Origin of the sequence: Novosphingobium piscinae, from assembly GCF_014230355.1 — a bacterium.
Lineage (GTDB): Bacteria > Pseudomonadota > Alphaproteobacteria > Sphingomonadales > Sphingomonadaceae > Novosphingobium > Novosphingobium piscinae.
Genome location: NZ_JACLAX010000027.1, coordinates 16,108 through 29,120, shown reverse-complemented (window position 1 = coordinate 29,120; position 13,013 = coordinate 16,108). Strand labels below are relative to the sequence as shown.

13 protein-coding genes are annotated in these 13,013 nt (G+C 73.1%); 4 read left to right on the top strand and 9 right to left on the bottom strand.

What is annotated here, in order from left to right; genetic code table 11:
- The first annotated feature begins 298 nt into the window (after nucleotides 1–298).
- Nucleotides 299–1,420, top strand: a complete 1,122-nt coding sequence (locus tag H7F53_RS16470; protein WP_185680604.1) for a hypothetical protein — start codon at nucleotides 299–301, stop codon at nucleotides 1,418–1,420.
- A gap of 42 nt (nucleotides 1,421–1,462) precedes the next feature.
- Here the strand turns inward: H7F53_RS16470 and H7F53_RS16465 are convergent, their stop codons facing one another.
- From H7F53_RS16465 to H7F53_RS16440, 6 genes are all read right to left on the bottom strand, one after another.
- A complete protein-coding gene (locus H7F53_RS16465) occupies nucleotides 1,463–1,723 on the bottom strand; it encodes a hypothetical protein (protein WP_185680603.1) in 261 nt (86 codons plus the stop codon).
- A gap of 50 nt (nucleotides 1,724–1,773) precedes the next feature.
- Nucleotides 1,774–2,619, bottom strand: coding sequence for a cobalamin-dependent protein (locus tag H7F53_RS17950; protein WP_185680602.1), 846 nt, complete (start codon nucleotides 2,617–2,619; stop codon nucleotides 1,774–1,776).
- Nucleotides 2,620–2,810: 191 nt separating this feature from the next.
- Nucleotides 2,811–4,010 (bottom strand): FtsW/RodA/SpoVE family cell cycle protein, encoded by a 1,200-nt coding sequence (locus tag H7F53_RS16455; protein WP_343062118.1) that lies wholly within the window; start codon nucleotides 4,008–4,010, stop codon nucleotides 2,811–2,813.
- On the bottom strand, nucleotides 4,007–4,318 hold the full coding sequence (locus H7F53_RS16450) for a PadR family transcriptional regulator (protein WP_185680601.1): 312 nt from the start codon (nucleotides 4,316–4,318) through the stop codon (nucleotides 4,007–4,009). The genes H7F53_RS16455 and H7F53_RS16450 overlap by 4 nt, the downstream gene beginning before the upstream one ends.
- Before the next feature lie 31 nt (nucleotides 4,319–4,349).
- On the bottom strand, nucleotides 4,350–6,044 hold the full coding sequence (locus tag H7F53_RS16445; protein WP_185680600.1) for a tannase/feruloyl esterase family alpha/beta hydrolase: 1,695 nt from the start codon (nucleotides 6,042–6,044) through the stop codon (nucleotides 4,350–4,352).
- A gap of 219 nt (nucleotides 6,045–6,263) precedes the next feature.
- Nucleotides 6,264–6,794, bottom strand: coding sequence for a GNAT family N-acetyltransferase (locus tag H7F53_RS16440; protein WP_185680599.1), 531 nt, complete (start codon nucleotides 6,792–6,794; stop codon nucleotides 6,264–6,266).
- 163 nt (nucleotides 6,795–6,957) lie between these two features.
- Here H7F53_RS16440 and H7F53_RS16435 point away from each other — a divergent pair, with 163 nt between their 5' ends.
- Nucleotides 6,958–7,569: a LysE family translocator gene (locus H7F53_RS16435; RefSeq protein WP_246438962.1), complete on the top strand. Its 612-nt coding sequence runs from the start codon at nucleotides 6,958–6,960 to the stop codon at nucleotides 7,567–7,569.
- Between the two features lie 9 nt (nucleotides 7,570–7,578).
- On the opposite strand, the gene H7F53_RS16430 is transcribed toward H7F53_RS16435, so the two are convergent.
- Nucleotides 7,579–9,210 (bottom strand): long-chain-fatty-acid--CoA ligase, encoded by a 1,632-nt coding sequence (locus tag H7F53_RS16430; RefSeq protein ID WP_185680597.1) that lies wholly within the window; start codon nucleotides 9,208–9,210, stop codon nucleotides 7,579–7,581.
- Between the two features lie 334 nt (nucleotides 9,211–9,544).
- On the opposite strand from H7F53_RS16430, the gene H7F53_RS16425 reads away from it, so the two are divergent.
- Together H7F53_RS16425 and H7F53_RS16420 are read left to right on the top strand one after the other, a co-directional pair.
- Nucleotides 9,545–10,432, top strand: a complete 888-nt coding sequence (locus H7F53_RS16425) for a sugar kinase (protein ID WP_185680596.1) — start codon at nucleotides 9,545–9,547, stop codon at nucleotides 10,430–10,432.
- A gap of 110 nt (nucleotides 10,433–10,542) precedes the next feature.
- Complete coding sequence (locus tag H7F53_RS16420) at nucleotides 10,543–11,424, top strand: pirin family protein (protein ID WP_185680595.1); 882 nt, start codon at nucleotides 10,543–10,545, stop codon at nucleotides 11,422–11,424.
- Here the strand turns inward: H7F53_RS16420 and H7F53_RS16415 are convergent.
- Nucleotides 11,421–12,563, bottom strand: a complete 1,143-nt coding sequence (locus H7F53_RS16415; protein ID WP_185680594.1) for an FAD-binding domain-containing protein — start codon at nucleotides 12,561–12,563, stop codon at nucleotides 11,421–11,423. The two genes, H7F53_RS16420 and H7F53_RS16415, sit on opposite strands and share 4 nt — an antisense overlap.
- A gap of 73 nt (nucleotides 12,564–12,636) precedes the next feature.
- Nucleotides 12,637–12,969: a hypothetical protein gene (locus tag H7F53_RS16410; RefSeq protein WP_221773787.1), complete on the bottom strand. Its 333-nt coding sequence runs from the start codon at nucleotides 12,967–12,969 to the stop codon at nucleotides 12,637–12,639.
- Between the last annotated feature and the right edge of the window lie 44 nt (nucleotides 12,970–13,013).

Here is a 13,013-nt window from a genome sequence, read left to right as displayed (position 1 = left end):
AATGCCGACGCCAAACTTCGCCAGCAGCTCCTTCGCCTGGTATTCGTGGATGTTCATCGCCGTGCCTCTTTCCGCAAATGAGGCCCCGCGGCAGGCAGCCGCAACGGGCAGGAAACCGGATTAAGCGAGCGGTTAAACCGCCCCCGCGCTGCGCATAGGCGATGCCGGCCGGCTTGCAAAGAGGCCAGGTCCTGGCTTTTTGCGTAGCGTCCCGGGCGCTGCCGGCTTGCCATTGGCTGCGGCCCGTCGCATCCTGGTGGCCAGCGGCGCGTGTGGTACGCGCACGGCGGGGATCTCCATGACGGCGCGCCACCGGCCTCATCCCTGGGATCGTCTGGTGGCGCCATTGTGTGCCGCCGCGGCACTCGCCGCCGCGGCCCCGCTCCGGGCAGAGTCTGACCTGTTCATCGGCACCCTGACGCTGAACGGTAGCGAAGTGGTGCTGGAGCGCTGCGATCTGGCCCGCACCGTCTATGTCCTGCGCGACGATCCTGCCGGCGGCCGGGGTGCCGTGGCCCGCTTCCGGGCCCGCCCGATCCCGGCCTATGCCGAGGTGATCGGCCGCTATGAGGAGCAAGACGGGCGCCCGGCGCTGGCCGTGCAAGACTTCGCGACGAAGGCGGCGGGCCGCGACTGCCATCTGGTGACCGCGGTGGCGCAGCTTGCCCCGGTGCCCGAGGGAGCCCCGCCGCGCGACCTGGTGGCCGATGCGGCCGGCAACCGGATCACGGCGCTGCCCCCGGAGCCCGACGCGGCGGGACGCCACTGCACCGCGAGCGGCGACTGGTGCGTGGCGCTGGGGTTCGAGGACGAAGCGATCGTCGCCACCGTCACCACTCCCGCGACCGGCGCGAGCCACCGAATCGTCCTGCCCGACCCGCCGCACGACAGCGGCTTCGACCACAGCGAGCTCACCGTCTGGCCGGTCCTGATCCGGCTGGGCGGGGGCGGCGAGATGTTCGGCGTCATCACCGAGGAACGGGCGATGCTGTCGGGCGGCGGCGCCAGCGCGGCGCGGCTCTCGCTCTACCGCGCGGCCGGCGACGGTCCGGCCGAACCGGCGATCGACCTGCCATGGGACGCCAATGCGCTGATCCGCGCCTGCTTCAGCGAGAAGGACGTCCGCCAGCGGCGCGGCGCCTGCCATGACGAATACGGCTATGCCGCCAGCCTCGAGCTGGCCCCCGGCGGAACCCCGGGGGCGCCGGTCCTGCGCTATCGCGCCCTGGCCACCTCCTACCCGGGCGCGGTCTCACGCGGGGCGGATTCGCTGGCCGCGCGGCCCTTGCGCAAGGGCGACCTGGTGCGGGTGACCGACCCGGCCTGCACGTTCACGCGGCTGCTGCGGTTCGATCCGGCCACCGGCCGCTTCACCCCCGAGGCGCCGCTGCCGGACTGCAGCGACTACCGCGCCCTGTGATGGCGGGGCCGCGGCGACGGGATGCCGTGGAGGCCGGCGCGCCTAGTCCGGAGCCGCGCGGTCGACCAGCGCCATGAAATCGCGCGCGGCATCGCGGTCCGCGGGATCCTTGAAGGCGATGTCGAGATCGGGCCCGGCGCCGAGCATGTAGAGCAGGCTCCACAAGGCGAAGCGCCGCGCCCGGTCGGCCTCGAGCCCGAGATCGACCCGCATCTGTTCGATCCCGGCCTGCAACGCATCAGGCGAGATCGCCGCCAGGTCGGCCGTGGCGAAGTAGCGCCGGAGCTGGTCGTCGAAGTCCATCGCGAAGTCCTGTTCTGCTGCGTCCGCCCGGGCCGCGCGGGGAGCCCGGGTCAGCCCAGCGCGGCAGCGCCGGGCCGGGAGGCCGCCGCGTCGAACAGCTTCTGCGCCATCAGCACCGCCGCAGGCGCGTTGATTGCCGTGGCATCGGCGCCGACCTCATCGGCCAACGCCGGGTTGGCCGTGAACGGCGCACCGCCGACCAGGATGCCGATGTCCGGGTTCTGCGACTGCGCCCGGATCAGCGTGATCATGTCCCGGAGCGCGGCGATCGACTTGTCCGAGCCCATGGTGAGCGCCGCCACCGCGAACCACTGCGTGTGCGCCGCGCGGCCCACCTGGGCCGGGGTGCTTTCGAAGGCCGCGTGGACCGACCAGCCCGCCGCACGCAGGAAGCGCTCGACCATCGAAGCCCCGAAGAAGTGCTGATCGCCGGGTGCCATGGCCATCAGGATCTGGCGCCGGTCAGCCAGAGCGGGCAGGCGATGGGTCTCGTTGAAGCTGGCCAGCAGCTTCTGCAGCCGGGCCACCCCCAGCGTGACATCGATGAAATCGCACTCGTCGTTGTCCCAGAGTTCGCCCAGCTGGCGCGCGGTCGGCTCGAGCAGATCGATGAACAGGCGCTCCATCGACAGGCCCCGGTCGCGCAGCACCAGCACATAGCTGACCGCGGCTTCGAGATCGTTGCCCAGCATGATGTCGGCCAGCGCCGAGACATCGGCGGCATTCGGCGCGGTATCCGGGGCAAGCGCCTCGATCAGGTGCTCGACCGGGGGCGCCTCGGGCACCACCTCGGCGTGCAGACGCAGCAGCTTGGGGATCAGCGAGCCGCTGACCGCCCGCGCCAGCCGGGCCTGTCGTTCGGTGAGATCATCGCGCCGGTAGAGCTCCTGGGCCACGAAATGATGCTCAAGTCGCGCAAGCCCCTCGCGATCGATCCCAGGCAGAGTGGATCGTCTGGCCCGTCCCATGTTCTTGTTTTGCCTTGGTTAGAAGTGCAGCTTCCGGGGCTGTACTCTGACCACGGCTGAGGGCAGATGTCGATGGCCGATCCCTGGCACGAGGCCGGCACCTAAGGCCATGTTGCGTATCAGGCCGGCTTGTGAAGGAGGTTCGCGCCCCGCCCGCCGCGAGTCTCGACCGTCTGGCCCGGCCGGGACGCACCGGCCTCCTCCGCCGCACCGGCACGGCGCGGCAAGGCTAACAGGCTCAGGGCATAGCCGAGGATCGCGCTGCCGCCGTAGCCGACCAGCGGGGTCGGGTAGTTGCCCAGCGCCGCCGCCGCGATCACGCCTGCCCAGACCACGCCGAAGACCGCGTAGCTCGTCCGGTTCGCCGGGTCACGGGCCCAGCCGACCAGCGCCGGGACAACCAGCAGCCCGGCCCCGATCAGGACCGCGAGCCCGGCGAGCGGGTGCACGGCGAAGGCGCCGGACAGCACCTGATCGACAAAGGGCACGGCCGGGAGGGCGTCGGCGCGCAGCAGGGTCACGGCGAAACCGCCAAGTCCGACCGCGAGCGCGGCGGCGACGGGCGGCTGCGGGCGGCGCAGGGCAAGCACGCCCAGCGCCGCGACGAGCACGCCGGCCATGGCCCGGTCGGGCTGGATCGCCAGGGCCAGGGCGGTCAGCCCCAGAGCCGCCGTGGTCAGTCCGGCCGCGGCCAGGCGGTCGGCGCCGCGGGCGCTGGCGACGAGCATTCCCGGCAGCAGGACCAGGCTGGGTTGCAGCGCCAGACCCCCCAGGCGGAGCCAACGCGCCGCCCCGGCGACGCTGCTGCCGATCAGTCCGGTCGCCAGCAGGATGGCCGCCATCGCCACCAGCAGCGCGCCGTGCCGCTGCCAGCCGCGCGAAGGCAGGCTGCCAAGCGCGCAGAGCAGCGTGACCCCGAGGGTCCAGGCCCCCAGGTTGAGCGCGAGATAGCGCGGCGGCGCGCCGGCCAGGGTGAGGTAGACCAGCCCGAGCGCAACCGCGCCGGTGGCACAGCACAGGCCGACCGCGCGCGGGCGACCGGCGAGGGTGGTGATCAGGGTCATCAGGTGGCGGCTCCCGGTGTGAGGGACGAAAGGGGACAGGGCGCTGGCGGCAGCAGCGCGCGCCCGCGCGGCCAGCGCCTGCGGCAGGAGCCCGCACAGGCTGCCCAGCGCGAAGGCGAGGGCGCGGGTAGCGTCGGGGATGGCGGCGGTCTCGTGGCGGATCGCCCGGCCCCAGTCGCGCAGCGTGTCGGGCAGCGCCGCCTGCAGCACCCGGCAGACGGCATCGGCGAGGCGCCGGCGCAGCCCGCCGCTCACGTCGTCACCCCGCGCGGGCGCGCCGGATCCTGGGCCGGGGTGCCGGGCGGATGGGCGCGGGCCAGCTGCACCCCGGCCGCAGTCAGGCGATAGGCATGACGCGGCGGCCGCCCACCCGCGGCGGGCTGCTGCCACTCCGCCTCGAGATAGCCCTGCGCCTCGAGCCGGATCAGCAGCGGGTAGAGTGTCCCGGACTTGATGCCGGCCAGCCGCGCCAGCTCATAGCCATGCGACCAGCGCTCCCCCGCCGCGAGCAGCACGGCAAGAACCATCCGGGCATGGGGCGAAAGCGTGCGGGAGCGAACCATGTGCCATAAGTCTACCTAAGTAGATTTATTGTCAAGGCCGCTTTGCCGGGGTCATGCGCGCGCCGATCCAGGCCTGCCGGTCTTCACGCTGCGGCGGCGTCCTCGACACGAAGCTGGCAGCCTCATCAAGGGATCCTGCACCGCGATAGACCGCGATCGCCGGATAGGGGTAGACCGGTCGCGACCGCGGCGCGGGCTCGGCCGCGCCGGACTGCGGAGCCGCGACGGCCCCCATGCCGCCCGGTGGCGGCGCGAACTCGGCCGGCCGACCCATTGCGGTGGACCCGGCGCGGCGGGCGATCATGACCTGCGGCGCGGCACCGCCTTCCACCCAGGCCATCAGCGCGGCAAGCAGGGGAAACTGGCTCGGGCCATCGCCGCCCGAACAGTGTCCCATGCCGGGAAAGAGGAACAGGCGGGTGAAGCGGTCGCGCGCGGCCGTGCCCAGCGTGGCCCCCACCTGCGCGAAGTAGTCGATCGTGTTGAGCGGGCTGATGTGCGGATCGGCCCAGCCATGCCACAGGATCAGCTTGCCGCCCCGGGCGGCGAAGCGGCCAAGGTCGGGATCATCGGCGCTGTACAGCCGGCGGGCCGGTTCCTGCCGGACGAACTCCGCCGCGGTGAAGGGATAAGAGGCGATGCTGTAGCTGGGGTTGGGCGTATACAGCAGGTGATTGATCGTGCCGAGCGCCATGTCTGCGCTGCGGATCGCCCCGCCCGGCTCGCGCGGCACGAAGACCCCGACCCACTCGAGCTCGCTGCCCGGTTGCAGCGGCCCGACCTCGAGCCGCTCGCCCGCCGGGCTGCGCGCGCCCTGGTACATCAGCCGGGCCGCGGCCACTTGCCGGGCGGTGAGGCACTGGCCAGGCCGATAGGCGCCGCGGCACCGGACCTGTGCGGGGTCGAAGCGGCAGGCGCGCGGATCGGTGATCTGGCCGTCCACCAGCCCGTCGCGCGCGTCGCAGGCCCGCAGCACGGCGGCATGCAGCGGCGGCATGTCGACCGCGGTGAGCAGGGCCTTGCCATCGGGCCCGGTGTTGGCGCGGGCCAGCCAGGCGTGGTGGAAGCTGTTCTGCACGGTGAAGTTCAGCGCCGGCGCGCCGGCGGCGATGCCGTCGAAATCGTCGGGGAAGCGCTGCGCCGCGATCAGCGCCTCGCGCCCGCCGTCCGAGCAGCCCGAGAAATAGGCATAGCGCGGCGGGACTCCATAGAACGCCCGGATCAGCGCCTTGGCGACCAGGCTGGTGACGTGCACCCCGCGCCAGGCGAAGTCAGCGCGCTGATCGGCATTTTCGCCCCAGGCCGGATCCATCCCCTGATGCCCCATGTCGGTGGAGGCGAGCGCCACGCTGCCGTCGGTGACCGGGGCACAGCCCTCGGCCTTGTCGACATTGATCCGCAGCGTGCCACACAGGCCGCCGCACCCGGTCTGGAGATAGCGCTGGGTCCAGCCCTGCAGGGGCAGGCGAACCGCGAAGCGGATCGCGCGGGCCACCGTGCCGGTGACCTCGCAGTAGGGCCGCGCCCCGGCGACCTCGCGCGCGGCCTCGATCCGCGTGGCCGCCCCGGCCGCAGCCGACAGATCGACCGAGGCCAGATCGGCACAGGCCTGCACCGGAGCGACCACCGCGAGGTTGGCGAGACCCGGCCCGGTCTGGGCCAAGGCCGGGCCGGGTCCGCCGCCAAGCAGCACCGCGACCAGCGTCATGAACAGGCGTCGGACCAACCGTCCACTCCCTTGACAGGCCGCGGCGCGGCCTTGCTCGCCCTTGGTGTAGCAAGGCACGCGGCGAACACCATGCCTGCCACCGAACGAGGATCCTGAGACCTCACCGCACGGCGCAAGAGGACCCGCGATCACGGCCTTGCGCACAACCGGCCTGAGCATCGGCCACGGTATCGCAAGCCGGCCGCGCCGGAGCGCCATGCGTCGCGACGGGCGCACTCAGGGCTCGACGGGTGGCGGGGCGCTGTCACCGGCCCCGAGCGGGGCCTGCATGTAGACCGTGTCGAGCCACCGCCCGAACTTGCGCCCGACCGCGCGCAGCCGTCCGGCCGGGGCGAAGCCAAGCCGGGCATGGAGGGCGATCGAGGCCGGCTCGCCCCCGCCGATCACCGCGATCATCTGGCGGAACCCCGCAGCCTCGGCCGCGACCAGCAGCGCGCCAAGCAGGCCGGTGCCGATCCCCTCGCCGGTCCGCCCGGCGGCGACGTAGATCGAATCCTCGCAGGTCGCGGCGTAGGCCGCGCGATCGCGGAACGGCGCGGCATAGGCATAGCCCAGCACGGTGCCCTCGGCCTCGGCGACGAGGAAGGGCCAGCCGCGCGCCGCACTCTCCACGATCTTGGCGGCGAAGTCGGCCAGGCTGCGCGGGACGGTATCGAAGGTTGCCGTGCCGGTCAGGACATGGGCGGCATAGATCGCCGCGATCGCCGCGGCATCGCCGTCCCGCGCCGCCCGGATGTGCAATGCCATGGCCCCTCCCCCGCTTGCCTGCCGGGCGATCCTACACGCCGCACCGCCGTGCCGCCATGGTCCCACTGCCGGCCGCATCGAACGGCTTGCGCTGCGGCAGGACAGGGGTAAGCCCGCAGGGTCATCCACCCGGCGCGATCCGCGCCGCGGCCCGGGAGCGCCCTTGGACTATCTCGGCTTTGCCCTTGCTGTCGTGCTGATCGAACTGACCCCCGGGCCCAACATGGCCTGGCTGGCCGGCCTCGCCGCGACCGAGGGGCGGCGCGCCGGTCAGGCGGCGGTGGCCGGGGTCGCCCTGGGACTGCTCGCCAACGGGGTCCTTGCCGCGCTGGGGCTGGCCGCGCTGCTGGCCGCGGCGCCGCAGCTGTGGACCGTCCTGCGCGGCGCTGGCGCGGCGATGATGGCATGGCTGGCGTTCGACACCTGGCGCGGCGCCGGCACCGCCGTGGGCGATGGCCGCGGCCCGGCCCCGTCCACCGGGCGCGCCTTCGCCGCCGGAGCGCTGCTCAACCTGCTCAACCCCAAGGCCTATCTGTTCTTCGTGGTGGTCGCGCCGCAGTTCCTCAACGGCGCGGCGCTCGAGCTGCGCGGCGCCCTGCTGCTGGCGCTGATCAGTGCGGCGATTGCCACCGCGATCCATCTGCTGATCGTGGCCGCGGGGGGCCGCGCCCATGCCTGGCTGGCCGACGCGCGGCGCACCCGCACGGTGCGCCGGCTGTTCGCGCTGGTCATGCTGGGGGTGGCAGGCGCCTTCCTGCTCCCCGAACTGGGCTGAGCCCGCAGCCTATTCCGCGGCGGCGGCCGGGGTATAGCGCGCGCGGATCTGCTCGCGCAGCAGCAGCTTGTTGACCTTGCCGGTCGCACCCAGCGGGATCGTCTCGACGAACAGGTAATCGTCGGGCATCCACCACCGCGCGACCCGCCCGTCCAGCAGCGCGCGCAGCTCGTCGGCGGTGACCGTGGCGCCGGGACGCGGCTCGATCACCAGCACCGGGCGCTCGTCCCACTTCGGATCGGGCACCCCGATCGCCGCGGCATTGGCCACCCCGGGATGGAGCAGCGCGAGGTTCTCGAGCTCGATCGAGCTGATCCATTCGCCGCCGGACTTGATCACGTCCTTGGCACGATCGGTGATCTGCATGGTGCCGTGCGGGTCGATCGTCGCGACATCGCCCGAATCGAAGAAGCCGTCGGCATCGAGGATCTGGCCGCCCGCGCCGTTGAGATAGCCCGAAGCCACCGCGGCTCCGCGCACCAGCAGGCGCCCCTGGGTCTCGCCGTCCCACGGCAGCTCGGCGCCGGCCTCGTCGACCAGCTTGAGCTCGACCCCGAAGGGCGGACGGCCCTGCTTGAGCCGGTAGGCGATCTGGCGCTCATGGTCCGCCTCGGCCAGCGCCGCCGGCAAGGTGCAGACCGTGCCGATCGGCGAGGTCTCGGTCATTCCCCAGGCGTGGATCACCTCGACCCCGAACTCGTCCTCGAAACCGCGCAGGATGGTTTCCGGCAGGGCCGCCCCGCCGATCACCACCCGGCGCAGCCAGGGCAGCTTGAGCTGCTCCTGCCGCAGGTACTGCAGCAGGGCGAGCCACACGGTGGGCACGGCGGCGGTGAGCGTCACCCGCTCGCGGTCGAGCAGCTCATAGACCGACGCCCCGTCGAGCCGTGCGCCGGGCATCACCAGCTTGGCCCCGGCCGCCGGGCAGGAAAACACCAGGCCCCAGGCATTGGCATGGAACATCGGCACGACCGGCAGGACCGTGTCCTGCGCGCTCACCCCGATGCCGCCGCCCGACATGCCGATCATCCCGTGGAGCACGTTCGACCGGTGCGAGTAGAGCACCCCTTTCGGATCGCCGGTGGTCCCCGAGGTGTAGCACAGCCCGCAGGCCGAGCGTTCGTCGAACCCGCCCCAGCGCACCGGCCCGCTGGCCGCCGCCAGCCAGTCCTCGTAGCACAGCGCGCCGAGGCTCTTGGCCGGCATGTCGGCGGCATCGGCGATGATCACGTAATGCTCGAAAGGCAGGTGCTCGCGGATGGCCTCGACCAGCGGGACGAAGGTCGTGTCGAGCACCAGCACCCGGCTGCCCGCGTCGCGCGCGATCCAGGCCAGCTGGGCGGGATGCAGCCGCGGGTTGAGCGTGTGCAGCACGGCGCCGATGCCCATCGTGCCGAACCAGCACTCGACGTGCCGCTCGCTGTTCCAGGCGAGGGTCGAGACCCGGTCACCAACGCCGATGCCCAGCCCTTGCAGTGCCGCCGACAGGCGCTGCGCGCGGTCGCGGATGTCGCGGTAGGTGGTGCGGTGGAGCGACCCGTCGAGGCGGCGGGTGACGACCTCGCGCGCGCCGTGCACCGTGGCCGCGTGGTCGATCATGCGGTCCACCGTCAGCGGCCAGTCCTGCATCAGTCCCAGCATCGATCCGACTCCCTTCCAGCCATCACTCGTTCCCGGCGGGCGCCCCCTCTGGCGGGTGGGCGTCCCGAACGTCGCAGGCTACTCCTGCGGCGGCGGCGCGGCAACCGGCGAGATCGTCCCGCCGCGGCCTGATCCCGCCAGTGCAGCGTGCCACAGGCGGCGCAGCGGTGCATTGCCGGATCGTATCCGTTCGTGTCGCGCAAAATGGTATTACCAATACCGGGTAACTTGACAGACCGAAAGCGCTTCGCCACGTCGGCGGCGCTGCCAGCACTAGGAGCCCCGGCATGACCCTGACGCCCTCCCCTTCGCCTGCGGCCGGACCGGAGCAGCCATGAGCCGCGTCGTCCTGGTCGGCGAGGCGATGCTCGAGCTGTCGGCCACGGCCGGCGGCTGGCAGCTGGCCTATGGCGGCGACACGCTCAACACCGCGATCCACCTCGCCCGCGCCGGGATCGACACGGCCTTCCTCACCGCGCTGGGCGACGATCCGTTCAGCCGTGACCTGATCGCGCGCTGGGCGGCCGAGGGGCTCGACACCAGCCTGATGCTGACCGACCCCGCGCGCCATCCCGGGCTCTACGCGATCAGCTGCGATGCGGCCGGTGAGCGCAGCTTCACCTACTGGCGCGGCGAGAGCGCGGCGCGGCGCCTGTTCGCCTGCGCGGACAGCGCCGCCGCCTGCGCCCGGGCGGAACACTGCGACCTGCTCGGCTTCTCGCTGATCTCGCTGGCGATCCTGCCCGAGGAGGGCCGCGCCGCGCTGCTCGCACTGGCCCGGGCGGTGCGGGCGCGCGGCGGCCAGGTGGCATTCGACGGCAACTACCGCGCCCGGCTCTGGCCCGATGCGGCGACGGCCCGCGCGGCGCGCGACGCCGCGATCGCGGTGGCGACGATCGGCCTGCCGACGCGCGATGACGAGGTCCTGCTCGGCGCCGATCCCGATCCCGCCGCGATCGCGGCGCACTGGCGGGGGCTTGGCTGCGCCGAGACTGTGGTCAAGCTCGGCGGCGCAGGCTGCCGTCTCCCCGACGGCACGCCCTGCCCGCCGGACGAGGTGCTGGCCCCGGTCGACACCAGCGGCGCCGGCGACGCCTTCAACGGCGGCTACCTCGCCGCCCGGCTGCGCGGCGCGGCCCCGGTCGCAGCAGCGCGACAGGGCCATGCGCTGGCCGGCTGGACGATCATGCGCCGCGGCGCGATCCCGCCGCGCGACACCTGAGCCGCAGCCCCCGCGGCGTCACGCGGCGTCACGCGGGGTTTGTCTTGCGCGGCCGGAGCGGGCACCATGGCGCGCGGCGGGATGGCACGCGACACGACAGGGAGCCCGGCATGATCGAGATGGTGATAGAGCAGCGGCGGCGCAGCCTCGGCGGCGGCCTCGAGGTCGGCCGGGTGCTGCCCTTCGCCAAGCGGCGGATGGTGGGTCCCTTCGTCTTCTTCGACCACATGGGACCGATGGACCTGGCCCGCGGTGTCGACCGCAGTGTCGATGTCCGCCCTCATCCGCATATCGGGCTCTCGACCGTGACCTATCTGTTCGACGGCGAACTGATGCACCGCGACAGCGTTGGCTCGGAGATCGCGGTGCGCCCGGGCGAGGTCAACTGGATGACCGCCGGGCGCGGCATCACCCACAGCGAGCGCTTCGAGAAGGCGCGCGCGGCGGGCGATCACCTCCACGGCATCCAGGCCTGGGTGGCCCTGCCTGAGGCGGACGAGGAATGCGATCCGGCCTTCACGCACCTGGCCGGCGACAGCCTGCCGACCTGGGACCACGCCGGGGTGCGCGGCCAGCTGATCGCCGGCAGCGGCTATGGCCTGACCGCGGGCGCACCGGTGTTCTCGCCGATGGTCTATGCCGCCTTGACGCTGGCGCCCGGTGCCACGGCCGAGCTGCCGGGCGGCTACAGCGAACGCGCGCTCTATGTCGCGCAGGGCACGATCACGCTGGACGGGCGGACCTGGGGCGCCGGACAGATGCTGGTGCTGGGCGCGACGGCCGGGGCGATCGGCTCGGAGGCCGGGGCGCGGGTGATGGTGCTGGGCGGCGAGCCGGTGGGGCCGCGCTTCCTTTACTGGAACTTCGTGTCCTCGCGGCAGGAGCGGATCGACCAGGCCGCGGCCGACTGGCGCGCCGGGCGGATGAAGCTGCCCGATCTCGATGATCAGGAGTTCATTCCCCTGCCCGAGGATCCCGCCCGCCCGGGCTAGAGCCCGGCGATCAGCGTCGGGATCGCCTGGCGCAGGGCGAAATAGCCCTTGCGGCAGTGCGGCCAGGCGGCGCGGTCCCAGCCGCGCTGCCACTCGCCCAGCGTGCAGCCCGGCGGCAGGCCGGCAGCGAAGGCTTCGAGCGCCAGGGCCACCGGGCCGACCGGGGCGAAGGGCGTGACGATCTGGGCTTCGGCCCGCGCCGCGACGGCGGAAAGGTCGGGCACCCATTCGGCCACACAGCCCCAGTGCTCCGCCGCGCGGGCCAGCGCATCGTCTCCGGCGACGCGATCGGCCTGGGTGGGGAACAGCGCCTGCGGAGCCAGCACCGCAGTCACCGCCAGCCCGTCCGGCGCGGCGGTCTCGGGGGAGAGATCCTCGGGGGTGAGCAGCAACACGCTGGGCCGGCCAGCCAGCCAGGGTCGCGGCGGGCGCGGCGCGGCGGGCGCGGGCAGCGGATCGGCGGCCGGAATGCGCGGGCCGGTGGCGAGCCCCGCCGCGCCAAGGCGCCCCCCGGTCATCGCGGCGATCCGCGCCCCATCGGCGAGATAAGCCTTGCCCGCGGTGTGCAGCCCGGCCACCCAGCGCCACGACAGCGTGTTCGAGGCGGGATCGGCGTCGATCAGGTGCCCGGCCATGAAGGCGGCCCCGGCCGCCCAGTCGAGCCCGAGCGTGTGCACCCAGATCGAGGCGAACTGCATCCGCGCCCAGTTGTGCAGCCAGCCGGTCTCGACCAGTTCCGCGTGCCAGGCATCGAAGGCGTGGATCCCGGTGGTCCCGGCCAGTGCCGCGGCAAGCGGCGCGCGCGGCGCCCGGGTCGCGGCGGCCCGGTAGGCGTGCCACACGGCGGGCCGGGCCTCGAGCCAGCCCTTCCAGTAGGTGCGCCAGAACACCTCGCTGATGAAGCTCGCGGCCGCATCCGGTCCGTGGACCGCCAGCACCGCGGCGACCACCTCGGCCTCGCTCACCACCCGGCGGCGCAAGGCGGCGGACAGGCGCGAGACCGCATGGTGCTGCCCGGCGCGCGCCACCCGGTTGCGGTCGCGAGCATAGGCTACTCCGGCCAGGGGGAGGAACGTCTCCAGCCGCGCCAGCGCGGCGGCACGGGTCAGGGGAAAGGCGGGGGCAGGCGCGGTGGTCATGCCCGCCGCCTTGCCCCGCATCGGGTCGCGGCGCGACCCGGCCTGCGGGGCAGGCGTCAGGATGGGCTGCGGCTCAGCGGCCGATCGCCCGGCTCTGCGCATTGAGCTGCTGGTTGAGCGTGCGCTGCTCGGCGCGGGTGATGTAGCCGCCGTTGTCCTTGGCATAGGCGCGGGTCTGCTGGACGATCGCGCGGTTCGAGCTGCGCAGCGCGCGGGCCTCGGCACCGGTCAGATCGCCTTCGCGGCGCTGGTGGTTGATCCGCACGGCCTGGTGATGGGTGCGCGCCAGGACCTGCGCCTGGCGCGGATGGGCCTGGGTCCAGGGACCGGCCTGGGCGGGGACGGCAAGGCCGCCGGCGAGCAGCAGGGCACCGGCGAGCGCAGCGGATTTGGCACGGATGATCATGACGCGATTCCTTCTGATGCGGCCCGCTTGGGTGGGGCCAGGAC